This window comes from Pseudomonas sp. AG1028 (genome assembly GCF_007993955.1).
In the GTDB taxonomy this organism is placed as follows: Bacteria; Pseudomonadota; Gammaproteobacteria; order Pseudomonadales; family Pseudomonadaceae; genus Aquipseudomonas; species Aquipseudomonas straminea.
This window is the reverse complement of sequence record NZ_VIVP01000001.1, coordinates 618,077-638,228: the sequence shown is the minus strand read 5'-3', so window position 1 is coordinate 638,228 and position 20,152 is coordinate 618,077. Positions and strand designations below refer to the sequence as shown.

The following is a 20,152-nucleotide window of genomic DNA, read 5'->3' as shown; positions in this document are numbered from 1 at the left end:
TTATCCGAGGTACCCATGACAACTGCCCTCACCCTGCGCCCCACCCTCTATGAGGAAACCGTCCCCGGCGGTGGCCACACCTCCTTCGTGCTCAAGCGCGGCCAGCTGCTGCGCCTCACCGATATCGAGGGCGGCGCCAACGTCAGCCTGCTGCTGTTCAACGCGGCCGAGAAAAGCGAGCGACTGAACCTGCCCGATACTCTCAAGGGCCAGCACACCGCCAAGCTCACCGCCGGCCACTGCCTGTATTCGGACATGGGCAAGGTGCTGGCGGCGATCACTACCGACACCTGCGGCTGGCACGACAGCTTCGGCGGCGTACTGAACGCCGACGAAGTCGCTGAGAAGTACGGCCAGGGCCGCTACCAGGAACTGCGCAACGGCTTCTTCCGCAACGGCACCGACAACCTGCTGGTGGAAATGGGCAAGTGGAATCTCAACCTGCAAGACCTGTTGATGAACCTCAATCTGTTCAGCCGCGTGGACGTCGATGCCAACGGTGCCTTCCAGTTCCAGCTCGGCAACAGCCAGGCCGGTGACTACGTCGAGCTGTACGCACCGATGGACATCCTGGTGGTGCTCACCGCCCTGCAGCACCCGATGGACCCCAACCCGCAGTACGCGCCCAAGCCGGTACAGCTCGCCTGGAGCAAGGTTGAGAGCGACGGCATCAGTGTGCTGTGCCGCACCTCGCGCCCGGAAAACGGCCGCGCCTTTCACAACACCGAACGCCAGTACATCTGAGGGTGCCGACATGAGCCTGACCGCAAGCAACCTGCATCCCGAAACCGCTGCCTTCCGCCACACCATCCCGGCGGGCGAGCCTTACCTGTTCGAGGTCAAGGCCGGCCAGACCCTGCGCCTGCACGACCTGGAAGGCAACCAAGCCATCGACACGCTGTTCTTCGCCGCCAGAAACCCGCGCGAGCGCTTCGACCCGCAGCGCACCCTGCGCAAGCAGAACAACGTCTACCTGACCACCGGCACGGTGCTCTACTCCAACCTCGGCAAACCCCTGCTGACCATCGTCGCCGACACCTGCGGCCGCCACGACACCTTGGGCGGCGCCTGCGCCCAGGAAAGCAACACCGTCAGATATGCACTCGATAAGCGCTATATGCACAGCTGCCGCGACAACTTCCTGCGCGCCAGCCTGCACGACGGCCGCCTGGAAAAACGCGACATCGGCGCCAACATCAACTTCTTCATGAACGTGCCGGTCACACCGGAAGGCGGCCTGACCTTCGAGGACGGCATCTCCGCGCCAGGCAAGTACGTCGAACTGCGCGCCGAAACCGATGTGATCGTGCTGATCTCCAACTGCCCGCAGCTGAACAACCCCTGCAACGGCTGGAACCCGACCCCTGCCGAGGTGCTGGTATGGAACTGAGCCAGCGCCTGCGCCGCTTCCTGCTGCTGATCTGCCAGAGCCGCTCGGGGCAATGCCTGAGCACCGATCCCCGGCAAAACCGCGACACGTAGGATGGGTCGGGCCGCGTAGGTGAACCCCATCAATGCACTCGCGGATTTCACCTACGCAACCCAACGAAAGACACCTCGTTACTCGAACAAAGCCACCACGGACGGCCGTGGTGCAGACCGAATACCGGCGGGACGGCCCGCCTCCTTCGAGGGTTCCTCGAATGTTTGAAAAACTGCTGATAGCCAACCGTGGCGCTATCGCCTGCCGCATCTTGCGAACCCTACGTGAGCTCGACGTCAAGGGCGTTGCCGTCTACTCCGAAGCCGACGTAGCCAGCCTGCATATCCAACAGGCCGACGAGGCCTTCTCCCTCGGCGAAGGCCCGGCCGCGCAGACCTATCTGGTGGTCGACAAGATTCTCGCTGTCGCCCGGCAGACTGGCGCCAAAGCCATTCACCCGGGCTACGGCTTTCTTTCCGAAAACGCCGCCTTCGCCGAAGCCTGCGAAGCGGCCGGCATTGCCTTCGTCGGCCCAACACCCGAGCAGCTGCGCGTATTCGGCCTCAAGCACACCGCCCGCGCCCTGGCCAAACAGCATGGCGTGCCGATGCTCGAAGGCACCGAGCTGTTGGAAAACCTCGACGCAGCCATGGTCGCCGGTGAGCAGGTCGGCTATCCGGTGATGCTCAAGAGCACCGCCGGCGGCGGCGGCATCGGCATGCGCGTCTGCCGTTCGGCGGTCGAGCTCTGCGACGCCTTCGAGGCTGTCAAGCGCCTGGGCCAGAACAACTTCAGCGACAGTGGCGTGTTCATCGAAAAGTACATCCAGCGCGCCCGCCACCTGGAAGTGCAGGTGTTCGGTGATGGCCAGGGCGAGGTGATCGCCCTCGGCGTGCGCGACTGCTCGGTGCAGCGCCGCAACCAGAAGGTGCTGGAAGAAACCCCGGCCCCCAACCTGCCCGCGGGCATGGCCGACGAACTGTGCGCCGCGGCGATCAAGCTGGCCAAGGCGGTCAGCTACCGCAGTGCCGGCACCGTCGAATTCGTTTACGACAGCGAGGCCGAGCGTTTCTACTTCCTGGAAGTGAACACCCGCCTGCAGGTCGAGCACGGCGTCACCGAACAGGTGTGGGGCGTCGACCTGGTGCGCTGGATGATCGAGCTCGCCGCCGGCGATCTGCAGCCGCTCAGCGAACTGGCCGCGCGCCTGCAGCCCAGTGGCCATGCCATCCAGGCACGTCTGTATGCAGAAGATCCGGGCCGTGACTTCCAGCCCAGCCCCGGCCTGCTCACCGCCGTGCAGTTTCCCGAAGCCGACGGCAAAGCCCTGCGCATCGATACCTGGGTCGAAGCCGGCTGCGAGATTCCACCCTACTTCGACCCGATGATCGCCAAGCTGATCACCTGGCAGCCAAGCCGTGAGCAGGCCAGCGTTGCCCTCGATAAAGCCCTGGCCGACTCGGTGCTCTATGGCGTGGAATGCAATCGCGACTACCTGCGCCAGATCCTCAGTGACGAGCCCTTCGCCAGCGGCTCGCCGTGGACACGCTGCCTGGAAAACCTGCTCTACCAGGCCACCACATTCGAGGTACTCAGCGCCGGCACCCAGACCACCGTGCAGGACTTCCCCGGCCGCATTGGCTACTGGGCCGTGGGCGTGCCACCGTCCGGGCCGATGGACAGCCGCGCACTGCGCCTGGGCAATCGCCTGCTCGGCAACGAAGAAGGCGCCGCCGCGCTGGAAATCACCATGAGCGGCCCACTACTGCGCTTCAACACCGACGCGGTGATCGCCGTGACCGGTGCCGAGATTCCCCTGAGCATCGATGGCATCGCCCAGCCGATGAACACCGCGCTGCTGATCGCAGCGGGCAGCACCCTTTCCCTCGGCACCATCGCCGGTAGCGGCGCGCGCAGCTATCTCAGCGTTCGCGGTGGCATCCAGGTGCCGGATTACCTGGGCAGCAAGAGCACCTTCACCCTCGGCCAGTTCGGTGGCCACGGCGGCCGCGCCCTGCGTGCCGGCGACGTGCTGCACATCCCGGCCTTGGCGGATCGCCAGGCCGGCAACCATCTGCCTGTCGAGCTGTACCCCGCCCTGCCCGCGGTGCGCGAGATCCGCGTGATCTACGGGCCCCATGGCGCGCCGGAGTACTTCACGCCCGCCTATATCGACACCTTCTTCGCCACCGCCTGGGAGGCGCACTTCAACTCCAGCCGCACCGGTGTGCGCCTGATCGGCCCGAAGCCCGAGTGGGTGCGCGAGAGCGGCGGCGAGGCCGGCCTGCATCCGTCCAATATTCACGACAACCCCTACGCCATCGGCGCGGTGGATTTCACCGGCGACATGCCGGTGATCCTCGGCCCGGACGGCCCGAGCCTGGGCGGCTTCGTGTGTCCGGTGACCATCATCGAGGCCGACCTGTGGCAGCTCGGCCAGCTCAAGGCCGGCGACAAGGTGCGTTTCGTGGCGGTGGATATCGCCACGGCGCGGGAGTTGGCACAAGATAATGGCGGGAGCGGCCGGGCGGCGCTCCGCTTTAGCCGCGATGCAGGCGACACCCATATCGCGGATAAATCCGCTCCCACAAAGGCATCCGAACTACAAAGCCCCATCGTGCTGGATATCGGCCAGGACGACACCCGCCTGGTCGCGCGTCTCTCCGGCGACACCCATCTGCTGCTGGAAATCGGCCAGCCGGAACTCGACTTGGTGCTGCGTTTCCGCGGCCATGCGCTGATGCAGGCACTCGAAGCCGAGCGACTCGACGGCGTGATCGACCTGACGCCGGGCATCCGCTCGCTGCAGGTGCATTACCAACCGGAAACCCTGGCCCTACAAACGCTGCTCGATATCGTTGCCGGCGAGTGGGATGCCGTGTGCGCCGCATGCGACTTGAAAGTGCCGTCACGCATCGTCCACCTGCCGCTGTCCTGGGATGACCCGGCCTGCCAATTGGCGATCAACAAGTACATGACCACCGTGCGCAAGGACGCACCCTGGTGCCCGAGCAACCTGGAGTTCATCCGCCGCATCAACGATCTGGAAAACCTCGACGAGGTCTACCGCACCGTGTTTGACGCCAGCTACCTGGTGATGGGCCTGGGCGACGTCTACCTCGGCGCACCGGTGGCCACCCCGCTGGACCCGCGCCACCGCCTGGTCACCACCAAATACAACCCGGCGCGCACCTGGACCGCCGAGAACTCGGTGGGCATCGGGGGCGCCTACATGTGCGTGTACGGCATGGAAGGCCCCGGCGGTTACCAGTTCGTCGGCCGCACCCTGCAGATGTGGAACCGCTATCGCGCGGTCGAGGCTTTCGGCGGCAAGCCCTGGCTGCTGCGCTTCTTCGACCAGATCCGTTTCTACCCGGTCAGTGCCGACGAGCTGCTGCGCATCCGCCGCGACTTCCCCCTGGGCCGCTTCGAGCTGCGCATCGAGGAGAGCGAGCTGGCCCTGGCCGACTACCAGCAGTTCCTCGCCGACGAAGCCGACGGCATCGCCGCCTTCCGCGATCAGCAGCGCACCGCCTTCGCCGCCGAGCGCCAACGCTGGATCGACTCCGGCCAGGCGCATTTCGAGAGCGACGAAGGCGTGGTCGAAGTCACCGAGGATGCACCGCTCGAAGCCGGTCAGTGCAGCGTCGACAGCCACATCGCCGGCAACCTCTGGCAGGTGCAGGTCGAGGCAGGCGCAGCGGTGGAAGCCGGCGACGTGCTGGTGATTCTGGAATCCATGAAGATGGAAATCCCGATCACCGCCCCGGTAGCCGGTATCGTGCGCGAGGTGCGCGTGCAACCGGGCGCCGCGGTGCGTGCCGGCCAACGCGTGGCGGTTATTGAACAGGCGTAAGCCCATCGGTCACCGGCCGGGCCGTGTGAAGCAAGTGCTTCACACGGCCCGGCTTGCACACTGCCTTTTGCCCACCTAGCATTGCGGCCATCTATACAGAAGCCAGCACGATGCCATCACAATCCGCCAAAGCTGCCAGCCCTCGCTCGCTGGTTTTCATTCTGCTGGTCCTGCTCGCCTGCGGTTTTATCGCCACCTCGCTGGCCAGCTATCACGCAGCGCTGGATTCGATCCGCGACAGCATCGTCAACACCGAACTACCGCTGACCTCGGACAACGTCTACTCGGAAATCCAGAAGGACCTGGTGCGCCCCATACTCATCTCCTCGATGATGTCCCGTGACACCTTTCTGCGTGACTGGGTGATCGGCGGCGAGCAAAACACCGAACCCATGATCCGCTATCTGCAGGAAGTGCAGAGCCACTACGGTGCAGTCACCAGCTTCTTCGTCTCCGATCAGAGCAAGACCTACTACCAGGCCAAAGGCGTGCTGAAAAAAATCGACCAGCAGGCCGAGCGCGACGTCTGGTACTACCGTCTGCGCGATCAGGAGGAGCCCTACGAGATCAATGTCGATATCGACATGGCCAACGGCGACCGGATGACGGTGTTCATCAACTACAAGGTGTTCGACTACGAGCACCGCTTCATCGGTGCCGCCGGTGTTGGCCTGACGGTGGACGCCGTGGTGCAGTTGATCGACCAATATCAGCGCCGCTATGACCGCAGCGTGTACTTCGTCGACACCACCGGACGCATCGTGCTCACCGGTGCCGGCGGCGGCCCCATGGGCGCACGCATTGGCGACCAGCTGAGCGACGTCGAGGGCCTCGAGGAGCTACACAGCAAACTGCCCCATCCCAAGAGCGGCAACTTCTTCTATCAGGAGCATGGCCGCGGCCACTTCCTCAACGTGCGCTTCATTCCCGAACTGGACTGGTACCTGTTAGTCGACAAGCACGAAACCGGCGCCGTGGCCGGCATCCGTCAGTCGCTGTACATCAATCTGTTGATCTGCGGCGTGGTCACCCTGCTCGTGCTGGTATTGGTCACCCTGGTATTGCGCCGCTACCAGGCGCGCATCACTGCCCTGGCGACCACCGACTCGCTGACCGAACTGCCCAACCGACGTGGTTTCGAACTGCTGGCCAACCAGGCCATTCAGGAAGCGCGGCGCAGCCAGAGCACGCTGTGCGCTCTACTCTTCGACCTCGATGGTTTCAAGTTGCTCAATGACAGCCACGGCCACCTGGCCGGCGATGCGGTGCTGCGCGGCTTCGCCCGGCACCTGCAGCAGAACCTGCGCCAATCGGACATCATCTGCCGTTGGGGCGGCGAAGAGTTCATTCTGCTGCTCAAGGACACCCCGCTCGACGCCGCTCGCCAGCTCGGTGAGAAGATCCGCCAGCAGACCGCTACCAGCGCCTTCAACTTCGCCGAGCAGACGCTGCACACTTCCACCAGCATCGGCCTGGCCACCCTGCAAGACGGCGACGACCTGCAGGCCTTGATCGCCCGTGCCGACCGCGCCCTGTATCGCGCCAAGCAGGCCGGGCGCAACCGCCTGTGTGAAGAAAGCCAATGAACACCAACCTGTGCCCAGCCTGCGGCAAGCTCAACAACTGCGCCCAGTCCACCAGCGGCAGCGAGGTGACGCACTGCTGGTGCTTCGAGATCGAGGTCAAGCCGCAGGCGCTGCAGAATCTGCCGCCCGAAGCCTTGAATCGCGCCTGCCTCTGCCCCGCCTGCGCGGGCGCCGTGCGCGAAGCCGCTTCCAGCAAGCAAGACGGCGGGTGCGACTGAACCATGCGCCTGGATCGTTTCCTCAGCAATTTCCCCCGTTTCAGCCGCCAGGACAGCCGCCTGCTGATCAGCGCCGGTCGACTGCGCGTGGACGGCGTGGTCATCTCTGATCCGCGCTTCGACATCCGCGACTTCCAGCGTGTGGAGCTGGACGACGACCTGCTACAGGCCGGACGCAGCGCGTGCTACTGGATGCTGCACAAACCGGTCGGCGTGGTCAGCACCACCGAACACGACGAACACCGCACCGTGATAGACCTGCTCGACGAGCCGGACAAGCACGAGCTGCACCTGGCCGGCCGCCTGGACCTCAATACCAGCGGCCTGCTGCTGATCACCAATGACGGGCGCTGGTCGCGGCGCATCACCCAGCCGCAGCAGCGCAAGCCCAAGGTCTACCACGTCACCACCGAACAACCGATCACCGAGGAGTACGCCGAGGTCTTCGCCCGCGGCCTGTACTTCGCCTTCGAGAACCTCACCACCCTGCCCGCCGGGCTCGAGGTGCTGGATAGTCACCACGCCCGGCTGACCCTGTTCGAGGGGCGCTACCATCAGGTCAAGCGCATGTTCGGCCACTTTCGCAACCGCGTCGTCGCACTGCACCGCGAGAGCATGGGCGAGATCGTGCTCGACCCGCACCTGGCGCCCGGCCAGTACCGTGCCCTCACCGCCGCGGAAGTCGCCAGCGTCTGAGCCGACAGGCGGTCGTGCGCAATCCTTTCAGCTGCCTTGCCAGCCCTTTGAGCCACTGCTTAACTCGAGACAGGTAACGCCATGCCGCTCCATAGCATCAGGCGCTACCGGGCCGCCACTGCGCGGCCGGGCAACACCCGCAAAAGGGGCTCCTGCCTGGTGAGAAGAACGTGCGCTCAAGCCGTTCGATTACAGCCCTGAAACCTGCGTTAACCCTCTAATCACAAGATCCTCCAGCCTGACATTGCTTTGTCATGTCCAGGCGTTTTCCTAGCTATCCGACTTGCCCGGTTTACGGTTCGCCGTCAGCCGCGTTCATCTTTTGCGCCAGGAGGGAATACATATGAAGCCAGCAATCGCTGTCATCGATGTGCACAGGAAGTACAAGGTACACACGGAGTTTCACGCCAACCCCCAGGCCCAGAAGACCATCATCCTGGTCAACGGCTCGCTGGCGACCACCGCCTCGTTCGCGCAAACGGTCAAATACCTCGGCACCCGCTTCAACGTGGTGCTCTTCGACCAGCCCTACGCCGGCCAGTCGCGGGCGCACAATCGCAACGACCACTGCATCAGCAAGGAAGACGAAGCGGCGATCCTGCTCGACCTGATCGACCACTACCAAGCCCAGTACGTGATGTCGTTTTCCTGGGGCGGCGTGGCCACCATGCTCGCCCTCACCAAGCGCCCACCTACCCTGGAAAAGGCCATCTTCGCGTCGTTCTCACCGATCCTCAACGAACCGATGCTCGACTACCTGGGCCGCGCCCTGGTGTGCCTCAATCAGGAGGACGGCGACAAGGTCGGCCACCTGGTCAACGACACCATCGGCAAGCACTTGCCGTCGCTGTTCAAACGCTACAACCACAAGCACATCAGCCGCCTGAGCAACCACGAATACCGGCAGATGAACGCTCACGTGCAACAGGTGCTGCGTATGGAAGCTCACTGCCAACTCGATTGCCTGAGCGATATCGACATCCCCTTGCTGTTCATCAACGGCGAGCATGACGAATACACCTCCGCCGCCGATGCCCGGCTGATGGCCCAACACATCAACGACTGCCACTTCGCCACGGTCAGCAACGCCGGCCACTTCATCGACATGGAACACAAAGGCGCCTGGCTGCAGACCCAGAACGCCCTGCTGGGCTTCCTGCAACACAACACCACGGGCAAACGCTTCACCGTCCACACTGGCCTGCACGCCATGGCCGTATGACGCACAGCAGAGCAGCCCGCGCTGCCCCAGCCAACCACCACCGGGCAACGCGGGCTTCATTTTGCTGAAGGATTCGGGTATAAAGGCGCCCTCAAGCGGGCTTCGTATAATGGCATTACCTGAGCTTCCCAAGCTCATGACGAGGGTTCGATTCCCTTAGCCCGCTCCAGATCAAAAACCAAAAAGCCCTGCCCTTGCAGGGCTTTTTTGTATCTGCCTGGCATACGGCATACTTGGCCCAGCAACGCCTACCACGGTAAAAACGGACAACAAGACGATGAGCAAGCAACGCGCTTACCCGCTAGTAGTAATGGTTATCGCTTTTCTTCTTTCTAGCCTTTGCCAGGCCGCGCAGGTGGTCGATGTGTTGGGCCGTAGCGTGGAGGTGGCGTTGCCAGCCAAGCGCGTGGTGCTGGGGTTCAACTTCGAGGATTACGCGGCCGTCGGTGGCGAGAAGGCGTTCGATTCGGTGGTGGGGATTTCCCGCGGGGCCTGGGAGCGCAAGGTGCCGACGATCTGGAAGCGCTATGTAGAGCACTACCCGCGGCTGAACACCCTGGCCGATGTCGGTGAGGTGGAAACCCAGAGTTTTTCGGTCGAGAAGGTGCTGAGCCTGGAGCCGGATCTGCTGGTGCTAACCGATTGGCAATTCCAGGCGCTGCCCGATGAGGTGGCGCGGCTGGAGAAGGCCGGCGTGCCGGTGCTGGTGATCGACTACAACGCCCAGACCCTCGAACGCCATGTGCAGTCCACCCTACTGCTCGGCGAAGTGACCGGCCAGCAGGCCCGCGCCCGTGAGCTGGCGGACCTGTACAGCGAGGCGGTCAAGGATATCGAGTCGCGCATTGCCAAGGCCAACAAGTCCAAGCCGCGCATCTATATCGAGTTCGGCAACAAGGGCCCGGCCGAATACTCCTTCACCTACGGCAAGAACATGTGGGGCGCCATGGCAATTGCGGTCGGTGGCGACAATATCGCCGCGCCGTACGTGCGCGACTGGGGCCAGATCAACCCGGAGCAGGTGCTGGTCGCGCGCCCCGAGGTGATCATCATTTCCGGCCGTGAAGACAACACCAACCCCACCGCCCTGTCCATGGGCCCAGGCGTGGACGCAGCCACGGCGCGCAAACAGCTGCAGGCCTTCGCCGCACGACCGGGCTGGTCGGAACTGCCGGCGATTCGTGATGGTCGCTTGTACGGCGTTTACCAGGGCGCGTCGCGCAGCCTGGGCGACTTCACCATGCTGCAGTTCATCGCCAAGCAGCTGTACCCGGATCTGTTCGCCGACCTCGACCCGATGGCCAATTACCAGAATTACTACCGCAAGTACCTGCCGATTCCGTTAGAGGGCACCTATGCCATCAGCGCCCATGAATAAGCCGGAAACCGCGCTGCCGACTGCGGTCGAGCGCGACGCCATCGCCGAGCACCGCATGCGCGAGCGCAAGCGCTGGCGCAACTGCCTGCTGTTCACCCTGTTGTGCGGCGCCTGCCTGGTGCTGGATATCGCCACCGGGCCGTCGATGCTCTCGCCGTGGGACGTGCTGCGTTCGTTGCTGGATATCGGCGAGCGCCCGGCGATGACCGATACCATCGTCCATGACCTGCGCCTGCCGGTGGCGCTGATGGCCCTGGCCGTCGGCGCGTCCCTCGGCGCCGGTGGCGCGCAGATGCAGACGCTGCTCAACAACCCCATGGCCAGCCCTTATACGCTGGGCATGGCCGCCGCGGCCGGCTTTGGCGCGGCGCTGAGCTTGGCCTTCGGCAGCTTTGGCCTGGGCCCGCTGATCGGCGTGCCGCTGGGCGCCTTCGCCTGCTCGATGCTCGCGGTGGTGTTCCTGTTCGCCCTGGCCACCCTGCGCCACGCCGGCAGCCACACGATCATCCTGGGCGGCATCGCCATGCTGTTCCTGTTCCAGTCGCTGCTGTCGCTGGTGCAGTTCTTGTCCTCGCCGGAGCTGTCGCAACAGATCCTGTTCTGGCTGTTCGGCAACCTCGGCAAGGCGACCTGGACGACCCTCGGCATCACCGCCGGCGTGACCCTCTTGTGCTGCGTGATCCTGATGGGCGATGCCTGGAAGCTGGCGGCCCTGAGCCTGGGCGAAACTCGTGCGGTGAGCCTGGGCGTGAACATCCGCGTGCTGCGCCTGAAAATCCTGATTCTGGTGGCGGTGATGACCGCCACGGCAACCAGCTTCGTCGGCGTGATCGGTTTCGTCGGCCTGGTATCACCGCATATCGCGCGGATGATGGTCGGCGAGGATCAGCGCTTCCTGCTGCCGCTATCGGCCATCTGCGGCGCGTTCATGCTGTCGGCGGCCTCGGTGCTGTCCAAATCCATCGTGCCGGGCGCGCTGTTTCCCATCGGCATCGTCACCGCCATCGTCGGCGTGCCGTTCCTGCTCTGGCTGATCTTCGCCCCACAGCGAGGCCGCTCATGATCCAGCTCGACAACCTCGCCCTCGTCCGCTCCGGGCGCACCATCCTGCATGGCCTGAGCACTACGCTGGAGCCCGGAGCCATCCATGTGGTGCTGGGCCCCAACGGCACCGGCAAGACCACCCTGCTGCGCGCCATGGCCGGCGATTTGCCGCTGGCCGGCGGCACCATCACCCGTGGCGAACACAGCCGCGGCGCCCAGGCGCCAGGCCGGCGCGTGCTGGAAGCCTGGCGCCGCGACTTCGCCTATATGCCGCAGGACTGCAGCACCGAGGTGTCGCTGTCGGTACTCGAAGTGGTGGTGCTGGGCAACCTCGGGCAGATCGGCTTACGCCTCGATGATGCGCAGTTGCAGCGCGCCATGGAAAAGCTCTCCCAGGTCGGCATCGCCCACCTGGCCGGGCGCAGCATCGGCTCGCTCAGCGGCGGGCAGCGGCAGATGGCGTTCTTCGCCCAGGTGCTGATGCGCGAACCCAAGGTGATGCTGCTCGACGAGCCGGTCAGCGCACTGGACCTGCGCCACCAGATCGCCCTGCTCGACCGCGTGCGCCAGGAGACCCGCAGCCGCGACCTGGTGACGGTGGTGGTGCTGCACGACCTGAACCTGGCCTGCCAGTACGCCGACAACCTGCTGGTGCTGGTCGACGGCAAGTTGGCCGCCAGCGGCCACCCAGGCGAGATCGTCACCGCAGAGTTGCTGCAGAGCACCTATGGCGTGGCGGTGGATATTCTGAAGGACCGTCAGGGGCGGCCAGTGGTGCAACCGCTAAGCGCTCACGCCTTCGCCTGAGAAGCTGTTCACGATCTTTATGCGCTAAAGCGGCAACTACAAAGGCAAAAGCAGCCGGTGACCGTAGGAAGGGTCGGGCCGCGCAGGTGAAACCCATCAATTGCGATGGGTTTCACCCATCCTACGGCCTGGCACAATCTGTAGGGTGGGCTTCAGCCCACCGCTGCAAATGTCCGCTCCCGCCGCTTATCTACCAAAATCGACGAATCAGGTCTGGACGATCATGAATAGGTTCTGAGCGCTACGGGTTATCAAAAGGTGTAGGTGAAGCCGGTCTGCACGGTACGTGGCTCGCCCGGGTAGGCGTAGTTGTTCCACGAGCTTTCTTCGTAGCCCTTGTTGAACACGTTGCGCACATCCAGATTCAGCCGCAGCTGCTCGTTGACCTTGTAGAAGCTCAGCAGGTCGGTGACGGTGTAGTCGTCCATGGTGAAGGTCGGTACGGCCGTCTGCCCGGCACGCTCGTCCACGTATTTGATGTTCACACCCAGACCCAGACCGCGCCAAACGCCATCCTGGAACTCGTAGACGTTGAGCAGGTTGAATGCATTGCGCGGGATATTGACCAGACGCGTGCCTTTGGGCAGCGTGCTGTCCTCCGTGACTTCGGCATCCACGTAGGCGTAGCCACCGATCACTCGCCACTCGGGCGTCAGCTGGCCTGCCACGTTGACTTCGAAACCACGGCTGCGCACTTCACCAGCGACGATACGGTAGTTGGGGTCAGCTGGGTCGATGCCCTGCACGTTTTCCTTGATGGTGTGGAAAACCGCCGCGTCGATATTCAGCAGACCGTCCAGCGCTGCCCACTTCATGCCGAGTTCATAGGCCTTGCCCTCTTCCGGGTCAAAACCGCCACCCAGGCGTGCGGCGCCGGAGTTGGGCTTGAAGGATTTGGAGGCGTTGGCATAGACGGCAACGCTGTCGGTCAGGTCATAGATGGCGCCGACACGCGGGGTCACGGCGTTGTCGGCCTTGCTCCAGTCGGCATTGACCGGGCGCAGGTCATCGTATTTATGCTCGAAACGCTCCAGGCGCACACCTCCCAGCACTTTGAAACGCTCGGTCAGCGCGACCTGGTCCTGCACGAAGGCAGCCCAGGTCTTCAGGGTTTCATGGTCGTGGGTTGGCGTGCGCGTCAGTGCAGGCCGTGGCTGGTTGAGTACCGGATCGAAGATATTCACCGGGTAGTCGTTAACGCCACCAGGCGAGCGACTGATGATCGAGCGGTAATCGTAATCTTCGTACTCCACGCCGGTGATCAGCGTATGGGCAAAACCTGCTGTCTCGAAGTGACCGGTCAGGTTCAGCTGGTAGTTGTGGTCAGTCCATTCCAGCTTGCGATAGTTGAAGTTACGGCCCAGGGTCACACCATCGGCGGCGATGCCATTGCCCTCGACCGCGTTGCCCTTGAGGGAGCCGTCCAGGTACTGATAACCGCCGGCCAGGGACCAGTCGTCATTGAGCTGATGCTCGAAACGCAGCTGCACCATGTCGTTGTCGTTATGCAGCATGTTGTCGCTGCCCTTGCCCCAGTAATAGGTGGAATGGCTGGGCGTGCCGCGCTGGCCGGCGAAATGCGTGAGGCCGCGGTCGAGCGGGTGGTTATTACGCATGAAATCACCTTCGAGGGTGATGCGCGTGGCGTCCGACACCTGCCAGCTGAGCACCGGGGCGATGCCGTAGCGCTCGCTCTGCACATCATCACGGAAGCTGTCGCCGCCCTCGCCCACCACGTTCAGGCGATAGGCCAGGCGGCCTTCTTCGTCCAGCGGGCCACTGGTGTCCAGGGTCCCACGGCGCAGGCCCTGGTCGGTGAACTGGCTGCCGATTGTGGTGCGCTGCTCGTCCAGCGGCTGCTTGGTAACCACGTTGAAGGTGCCGCCGGGGTCGCCACGGCCATACAGGGTCGCAGATGGACCGCGCAGCACTTCCACACGCTCCAGAGTGTTGGCATCCGGCGAATTGGGGTAGCCGCGGTTGATCGGGAAACCGTTGCGGTAGAACTCGGAAGAGGTGAAACCCCGCACCGTGAAGTTGGTCAGGCCCTGGCCACCGAAGTTGTTGGCGCGGCCAACACCGCCGGCCTGGTCCAGCGCCTGCTGTAGGCGGGTGGCGGAGATGTCGTCGATCACGTCGCGCGGCACCACGCTCACCGACTGGGGCGTTTCATGCAGGGCGGTATCGGTGCGCGTGGCGCTGGCCGAGCGAGTCGCCGCATAGCCTTGCGCCGGGCCGGTCGCGCTCTCTGCACTGCCGGTCACGACGGAGTCGGGCAACTCCAGCGTGCCATCTTCCGGCACTGTCAGCGAAGCGGCATGAACGCCGACGGAACACAGGGACAACAGGCAGATTGAAGCACGACTCCAGCGCATGAAAAGACGGTCCAGATGGGAGGGGTCGCGATCATAATCCAACTGCGATTCGATCACAATTGCATTAAATAATCACCTTCATCCCCTTTCATCAGGACCGCTTCAAGTGCCCTGACTACGGCGACATGAAGTGGCGCCGTAGCGGGCCGAGACTTACTTGAGCTTTGCCAGCAGCGCTTCGGCAGCAGCCTCCGAGCTGGCCGGGTTCTGGCCGGTGACCAGCTTGCCGTCCTCGATCACGAACGAGCTCCAGTCCTCGCCTTTTTCATACTGGCCGCCGAGCTCCTGGAACTCGTCTTCGATAAGAAACGGCACCACGTCGGTCAGCTGCACGCCGGCTTCTTCGCTGTTGCTGAAGCCGGTGACCCGACGGCCCTTGATCAGCGGGCGGCCATCGGCCGCCTTGACGTGGCGCAGTGCGCCCGGCGCGTGACAGACGAAACCAATGGGCTTGCCGGCGCGCTCGAAGGACTCGATCAGGGCGATGGATTCGCGGGACTCGGCCAGATCCCACAGCGGGCCGTGGCCGCCCGGATAGAACACGGTGTCGAAATCCTGCTGGTTCACCGAGGCGAGTTTCACGGTGCTGGCCAGCTGACGCTGCGCCTCGGCATCGGCCTTGAAGCGGCGGGTGGCGTCGGTCTGCGCGTCGGGCGCGTCACTCTTCGGGTCCAGCGGCGGCTGGCCACCGGCTGGCGAAGCCAGGGTGATCGTGGCACCGGCATCCTTGAACACGTAATAAGGAGCAGCGAACTCCTCTAGCCAAAAGCCGGTTTTCGCGCCAGTGTTGCCGAGCTGGTCGTGGGAAGTCAGCACCATCAGTACTTTCATCATGAACTCCTTGCTTGTGGCGATTAGGGTTCTGAGTTAGTCGACTAAAACGCCGCGGAGTGCCCGAAGCTTTTCACCCATGGCTGGCTGGCAACCACAGCTCGACAGCCAGGCCGACTCCAGCGCGATTTTCCAGACTGAGCGTACCTCCGTGGGCCAGGGCGATACGGCTGGCGATGCTCAGACCGAGGCCATAGCCGCCGGAGCGCACATTGCGCGAGGTTTCCCCCCGTACGAAGGGCTCGGTGATGCGTTCCAGCAGCGCCGGTTCGATGCCTGGCCCGCGATCCTGGATGCGAATGGCGACGCCCTGCTCTTTCTCGATCACCACCACCTCGACCGCACGGGCATAACGCAGGGCATTCTCCAGCAGGTTCTGCAGGCAACGCTGCAGCAACAGCGGGTTGCCAGGTATCGGCGCTGCACTGCCGCTGACGGGCAAAGGTTCGTCGGAGCTGGCCAGCTCGTCACATAGCGCCGTGACCAGTTGCATGACATCCACGGGCTCCGCCACGCCAGGCTCGGTGGCGCGCTGAAAGTCGAGTACCTGGGCGATCATGGCGTCCATCTGATTGATGCTGTTTTTCAGGCGCTCGCGCTGCTCATCATCGGTCAGGCGCTCGATGCGCAGACGCATACGCGTCAGCGGCGTGCGCAGGTCGTGGGACACCGCGGCGAGAAAATGCGCCTGCTCGCGCAGCATGGCGATCAGTCGCTGCTGCATGACGTTAAAGGCCTGGGCTGCCTCGCGTACCTCCAACGGTCCGTTGAGCGGCAGCGGCGGCCGTTCGAGGTTGTCGCCCAGGCCGCGGGCCGCCTCGCCGAGGCGCTGCAGCGGGCGCAGGCACAGGCGCACCGCCAACCAGCAGATACCGAGTACTGCGAGGATGCGCAGCACGTAGACGCGCAGCACGTAATCGGCAATCAATGCCCAGGCCGACTCGCCGCTCCAGCCCTGCTGCTCGTGGCCGCCCACCTGCAGCCAACGTCCATCGGGCTGGGCGACAGCAAAACGGAGATGGGCTTGAGCGGTATCCAGACCGAACAGGCTGCGCCAGACCAGAGGCTGGCCCTGGGTATCGGTCAGCCGTGCTTCCAGCAGGTGCACAGTTGGCTCATGACCCAGTTCGTGGGCCATCGCCTGGCGCAGCAGCGGCTCGATGCGCCTGAGGCCGCGCTTGTCCGCGGCCTCGACATGGGGCTGTTGATCCATGCAGTTCAGTTGGTAACCGGTTGGCATGGTCTGCGTCTCCACGGCGTCACAGCCTTGGGCGACCAGAGTGGCGGTCCGGCTGGCAGCCAAACGCACCGGCGCTTCCAGCGCCTGGGCGAAACGCACGTCGAACCAGATGCTGCTCGACAACAGCTGAATGGCCAGTACGCCGCAGACCATGATCAATAGCAGTTGGGCAAACAGGGTTTGTGGCCAGAGGCGTTTGAGCCAGGCAGCGGCAAACGCGGGCACCTCAACTCACCGAATCATTGGCGGTGACGCTGAGCAGATAACCCTCGTTGCGAATGGTGAGGATCTGTACCCGCTCGACGCTGCCCTTTAAACATTGGCGCAAGCGGCTGATGCACATGTCTACCGAGCGATCATCGGGCAGATGGGGCCGGGAGAAGGCACAACGGGTCAGGTGATCTCGGCTCAGCACACGGTTTTGCGCGGCCAGCAGCTCGCTCAACACGCGGCAATCGGAACGTGGCAATAGCACCGCAGAGCCGTAGGGCTGGCTCAATGTGCGTTTGACCGGATCGAGCCGGTAGCCGGCAAAGAACACCGGCGCCTCGAACGGGCTCACCGGTTCCGGACGCGATGGCACGGCAGCCGAACGGCGCAGCACCGACTTGGCCCGCGCCAGCAGCTCGCGTGGCTCGAAGGGTTTGCCCAGGTAATCGTCGGCGCCCACTTCCAGACCCACCACGCGATCCAGCGCCGAGCCCCGGGCCGACAGCATGATCACCGCCGGGCCACCTTGCGCCTGCACACGGCGGCACAGGCTGAGGCCGTCCTCGCCCGGCAGCATCAGGTCGAGAATCAGCAACTGCACACTGTGTTGTTCGAGCAGCGGCCACATCTGTCGACCGTCGGCAGCCGCCAGTACGTGGTAACCCGAGTCGCTCAGGTACTCGCAGAGCAGCTCGCGAATCTCGTCGTCATCGTCCACCACCAACACGGTTTCCTGCGTTGCCTGCGCCCCGTGCGAGAGCAGTGAGCGCCCCTGATTACATTCCATTACACGCCCGTACAAATCGAGAAATTAGCCAGCCTGCGCTGTATTTAGAATCGTAACAAAAATCTCATGCATATGAGAATGAATGCCAACCAACACGAGCCATCATGAACGCCATTTCCCATCGTCGTACCCTCGCCCGCTTTCCGTCGCAACGCAGCCTGCTGGCGGCTGCCGTCAGCCTAAGCAGCCTGCTGTGCAGCCCGCTCGGCTACGCTGAAGAGCCCGCATCCCGGGGCGCCCTTGAGCTGGGCGCAATCAGTATCGAAGACAACGCCATCGACGACATCACCGAACAGCTGGGCTACACGGTGCGCGGCACTACCAGCTCCACGGGTATGGCGCTAACGCCGCGGCAAACGCCGCAGAGCGTCACCACCATCACCAACCAGCAGATGACCGACCGTGGCATCACCAACGTCGAGCAGGCCTTGGAAGTCACTCCGGGCGTGACGGCCAGCAAGTACGAAGTGGGCGGCCGCACCGACTTCCGCGCCCGCGGTTACAAGGTTACCAACTGGAAGGTCGACGGCCTGCAGTATCAGGGCGATTCGGGCTTCAGCGGCGCCGGCAACTCGCTGAACATGGACATGTACGAGCGCATTGATATCGTACGTGGCGCCAACGGCCTGCTCGGCGGCACTGGCGACCCGTCGGCGACCGTCAACCTGATCCGCAAGGCCCCGCGCAAGGACTTCGGCGGCAGCGCCTACATGACCTACGGCAGCTGGGACCGCACGCGCCTGGGCGCCGACCTCAACCTGCCGCTCAGTGAAGACGGCCGCCTGCGCTCGCGCTTCGTGATCACTCAGGAAGACGCCAACTCCTTCCGCGACCACCAGTCCGAGCGCTCGCGCGCTGCCCTGGCCAACTTCGAGTTTGATCTCACCGACGCCACCACCCTGGGCGCCGGCTATCAATACGAATACGACAAGACGATCGGTGGTGGCTGGGGCGCCAACATCCCGATCTGGTACGCCGACGGCAGCAAGACCAAGTGGTCGCGCAGTACCAACCTGGTGCCGAGCTGGAGCCACGGCGAAAACGAAACGCGCACCACCTTCGCCTCCCTCAGCCACCGTTTCAACGAAGACTGGACGCTGGACGTGAAGGCCGCGCAAAGCGTCACCGAGGCGCTCAACCATTACGGTCTGGGCAAGGTCAACCAGTTCAGTCGTGGTCTCTACACCGGTTACCCGGAGCGCGATGGCAGCGGCATGATCCTCAACGGCCTGCACAGCTCCAGCGACACCACCCAGCAATCCGTGCAGTTCGACCTGAGCGGCGCCTTCGAGCTGTTCGGCCGCAGCCACCAGGCCATGTTCGGCTACAGCGACAGCCGTACCTTGGGCTGGACGCCTGAATACAGCTGCATCATGTCCAGCGCAAGCCGCCAGACTGCCCCGGTGGTGGGCTGCCAGTTCCGCAGCAACAACGGCCTGCCGATCACCAACTGGCACAACGGCGTGGATGACGACCTGTATATGACGGCCAGCAAGACCGGCCGCCACGGCAAGAGCGTCACCCGCCTGCAGGGCATGTACGCGGCCACGCGCCTGAGCATCACCGACCCGCTGTCGGTCATCCTCGGCGTGCGGGTCAGCGACTACCACACCAAGAGCGCAACCGCCGCGGGCGTCAAGACCAGCCAGACCGAGTCAGGCATCGTCACGCCCTACGCGGGCGTGGTCTACGACCTCAACGACACCTACTCGCTGTACGCCAGTTACACCGATCTGTTCACCCCTCAGACAGAGGAAACCACCGGCGGCAGCCGAGTGGAACCCATCATCGGTCAGAGCTACGAAACCGGCATCAAGGGTGAGTGGTTCGACGGCAGCCTGAACGCCCAGGTCGCCTACTTCCGCACCAAGCAGGAGAACAAGGCGGTCACCGATCCCGGCAGCCTGACGCCATCCGGCGCCCAGGCTTACGTGTCGGGCAGCGGCACCGAAACCGACGGTATCGATATCGAGGTGGCCGGTGCACTGACCGAAAACTGGAACGTCTACGGCGGCTACACCTACCTGCACTTCCGCCGCCTGGACAGCGATGGCCGCAGCGACCCGTCGCACCTGTTCAAGGCCTCGACCACCTACCGCCTGAGCGGCATGCTGGATCGCATAACCCTGGGCACCGGGGTCAGTGCGCAAAGCAATATCCGCGCATTGTCCAGCCCGGCCGGCATTCCAACCAATGGCCAGAGCCGCAGCGCCACCGAGGTCAACTGGTCCGGCTACGCAATCTGGAACGCCATGGCCAAGTACGACATCAACGATGACACCGACGTAACGCTGAACATCAACAACCTGTTCGACAAGACCTACTACACCCGCTATGGCTTCTATGCCGGCGCCATCTATGGCGACCCGCGCAGCATGTCCGTCACCCTGCGCACGCGGTTCTGACCCAGCAACAAGGCGGCGCCCCTCAATGGGTCGATGCTTTGCGGAGGCTGAAACGAAACAGGGGTAGCTCCTTT

15 protein-coding genes and 1 tRNA gene are annotated in these 20,152 nt (G+C 63.9%); 12 read left to right on the top strand and 4 right to left on the bottom strand.

Annotated elements, in window-relative coordinates:
* Positions 1-15: 15 nt before the first annotated feature.
* The 11 genes from FB481_RS02920 to FB481_RS02870 all read left to right on the top strand — a co-directional run bounded on the left by FB481_RS02920 (position 16) and on the right by FB481_RS02870 (position 12,230).
* Positions 16-744 (top strand): urea amidolyase associated protein UAAP1, encoded by a 729-nt coding sequence (locus FB481_RS02920; protein WP_093503570.1) that lies wholly within the window; start codon positions 16-18, stop codon positions 742-744.
* A gap of 10 nt (positions 745-754) precedes the next feature.
* A complete protein-coding gene (locus FB481_RS02915; RefSeq protein WP_013792361.1) occupies positions 755-1,390 on the top strand; it encodes an urea amidolyase associated protein UAAP2 in 636 nt (211 codons plus the stop codon).
* A gap of 253 nt (positions 1,391-1,643) precedes the next feature.
* Positions 1,644-5,279 carry an urea carboxylase gene (gene uca / locus FB481_RS02910; RefSeq protein WP_147175018.1) on the top strand — a complete coding sequence of 1,212 codons (3,636 nt, stop codon included), beginning with the start codon at positions 1,644-1,646 and terminating at the stop codon, positions 5,277-5,279.
* A 110-nt stretch (positions 5,280-5,389) separates the two neighbouring features.
* Positions 5,390-6,865, top strand: coding sequence for a sensor domain-containing diguanylate cyclase (locus FB481_RS02905; RefSeq protein ID WP_147175017.1), 1,476 nt, complete (start codon positions 5,390-5,392; stop codon positions 6,863-6,865).
* Positions 6,862-7,083 (top strand): cysteine-rich CWC family protein, encoded by a 222-nt coding sequence (locus FB481_RS02900; RefSeq protein ID WP_147175016.1) that lies wholly within the window; start codon positions 6,862-6,864, stop codon positions 7,081-7,083. The genes FB481_RS02905 and FB481_RS02900 overlap by 4 nt, the downstream gene beginning before the upstream one ends.
* 3 nt (positions 7,084-7,086) lie before the next feature.
* The gene (locus FB481_RS02895; protein WP_147175015.1) at positions 7,087-7,779 is read left to right on the top strand and encodes a pseudouridine synthase; all 693 of its coding nucleotides are present in this window, start codon (positions 7,087-7,089) and stop codon (positions 7,777-7,779) included.
* Between the two features lie 343 nt (positions 7,780-8,122).
* Positions 8,123-9,001: an alpha/beta fold hydrolase gene (locus FB481_RS02890; protein ID WP_147175014.1), complete on the top strand. Its 879-nt coding sequence runs from the start codon at positions 8,123-8,125 to the stop codon at positions 8,999-9,001.
* Between the two features lie 95 nt (positions 9,002-9,096).
* Positions 9,097-9,170, top strand: a tRNA-Gly gene (locus FB481_RS02885).
* 195 nt (positions 9,171-9,365) lie between these two features.
* The gene (locus FB481_RS02880) at positions 9,366-10,379 is read left to right on the top strand and encodes an ABC transporter substrate-binding protein (protein ID WP_256662694.1); all 1,014 of its coding nucleotides are present in this window, start codon (positions 9,366-9,368) and stop codon (positions 10,377-10,379) included.
* The gene (locus FB481_RS02875) at positions 10,372-11,442 is read left to right on the top strand and encodes an iron ABC transporter permease (RefSeq protein WP_147175012.1); all 1,071 of its coding nucleotides are present in this window, start codon (positions 10,372-10,374) and stop codon (positions 11,440-11,442) included. Before FB481_RS02880 ends, FB481_RS02875 begins: the two co-directional genes overlap by 8 nt.
* Positions 11,439-12,230 carry an ABC transporter ATP-binding protein gene (locus FB481_RS02870; RefSeq protein ID WP_147175011.1) on the top strand — a complete coding sequence of 264 codons (792 nt, stop codon included), beginning with the start codon at positions 11,439-11,441 and terminating at the stop codon, positions 12,228-12,230. The genes FB481_RS02875 and FB481_RS02870 overlap by 4 nt, the downstream gene beginning before the upstream one ends.
* 251 nt (positions 12,231-12,481) lie before the next feature.
* Here the strand turns inward: FB481_RS02870 and FB481_RS02865 are convergent, their stop codons facing one another.
* The 4 genes from FB481_RS02865 to FB481_RS02850 form a co-directional block, all read right to left on the bottom strand.
* Entirely contained in the window at positions 12,482-14,605 is a 2,124-nt protein-coding gene (locus FB481_RS02865; RefSeq protein ID WP_147175010.1) for a TonB-dependent siderophore receptor, read from the bottom strand.
* A 153-nt stretch (positions 14,606-14,758) separates the two neighbouring features.
* Positions 14,759-15,436: a type 1 glutamine amidotransferase domain-containing protein gene (locus tag FB481_RS02860; protein ID WP_147175009.1), complete on the bottom strand. Its 678-nt coding sequence runs from the start codon at positions 15,434-15,436 to the stop codon at positions 14,759-14,761.
* Between the two features lie 73 nt (positions 15,437-15,509).
* On the bottom strand, positions 15,510-16,829 hold the full coding sequence (locus FB481_RS02855) for an ATP-binding protein (RefSeq protein ID WP_147175042.1): 1,320 nt from the start codon (positions 16,827-16,829) through the stop codon (positions 15,510-15,512).
* A 73-nt stretch (positions 16,830-16,902) separates the two neighbouring features.
* A complete protein-coding gene (locus tag FB481_RS02850) occupies positions 16,903-17,673 on the bottom strand; it encodes a response regulator (RefSeq protein ID WP_147175008.1) in 771 nt (256 codons plus the stop codon).
* A gap of 104 nt (positions 17,674-17,777) precedes the next feature.
* Between FB481_RS02850 and FB481_RS02845 the strand changes: the two genes are divergently transcribed.
* The gene (locus FB481_RS02845) at positions 17,778-20,078 is read left to right on the top strand and encodes a TonB-dependent siderophore receptor (RefSeq protein WP_147175007.1); all 2,301 of its coding nucleotides are present in this window, start codon (positions 17,778-17,780) and stop codon (positions 20,076-20,078) included.
* Positions 20,079-20,152: the final 74 nt, after the last annotated feature.

Excerpts from the sequence above, each read along its gene's own strand:
- FB481_RS02860 (WP_147175009.1), bottom strand. The coding sequence starts at position 15,436 with ATGAAAGTACTGATGGTGCTGACTTCCCACGACCAGCTCGGCAACACT.
- FB481_RS02850 (WP_147175008.1), bottom strand. The coding sequence starts at position 17,673 with ATGGAATGTAATCAGGGGCGCTCACTGCTCTCGCACGGGGCGCAGGCA.
- FB481_RS02905 (WP_147175017.1), top strand. The coding sequence starts at position 5,390 with ATGCCATCACAATCCGCCAAAGCTGCCAGCCCTCGCTCGCTGGTTTTC.
- FB481_RS02845 (WP_147175007.1), top strand. The coding sequence starts at position 17,778 with ATGAACGCCATTTCCCATCGTCGTACCCTCGCCCGCTTTCCGTCGCAA.
- FB481_RS02920 (WP_093503570.1), top strand. The coding sequence starts at position 16 with ATGACAACTGCCCTCACCCTGCGCCCCACCCTCTATGAGGAAACCGTC.
- FB481_RS02900 (WP_147175016.1), top strand. The coding sequence starts at position 6,862 with ATGAACACCAACCTGTGCCCAGCCTGCGGCAAGCTCAACAACTGCGCC.
- FB481_RS02890 (WP_147175014.1), top strand. The coding sequence starts at position 8,123 with ATGAAGCCAGCAATCGCTGTCATCGATGTGCACAGGAAGTACAAGGTA.
- FB481_RS02895 (WP_147175015.1), top strand. The coding sequence starts at position 7,087 with ATGCGCCTGGATCGTTTCCTCAGCAATTTCCCCCGTTTCAGCCGCCAG.
- FB481_RS02855 (WP_147175042.1), bottom strand. The coding sequence starts at position 16,829 with ATGGTCTGCGGCGTACTGGCCATTCAGCTGTTGTCGAGCAGCATCTGG.
- FB481_RS02875 (WP_147175012.1), top strand. The coding sequence starts at position 10,372 with ATGAATAAGCCGGAAACCGCGCTGCCGACTGCGGTCGAGCGCGACGCC.
- FB481_RS02865 (WP_147175010.1), bottom strand. The coding sequence starts at position 14,605 with ATGCGCTGGAGTCGTGCTTCAATCTGCCTGTTGTCCCTGTGTTCCGTC.
- FB481_RS02870 (WP_147175011.1), top strand. The coding sequence starts at position 11,439 with ATGATCCAGCTCGACAACCTCGCCCTCGTCCGCTCCGGGCGCACCATC.
- uca (WP_147175018.1), top strand. The coding sequence starts at position 1,644 with ATGTTTGAAAAACTGCTGATAGCCAACCGTGGCGCTATCGCCTGCCGC.
- FB481_RS02915 (WP_013792361.1), top strand. The coding sequence starts at position 755 with ATGAGCCTGACCGCAAGCAACCTGCATCCCGAAACCGCTGCCTTCCGC.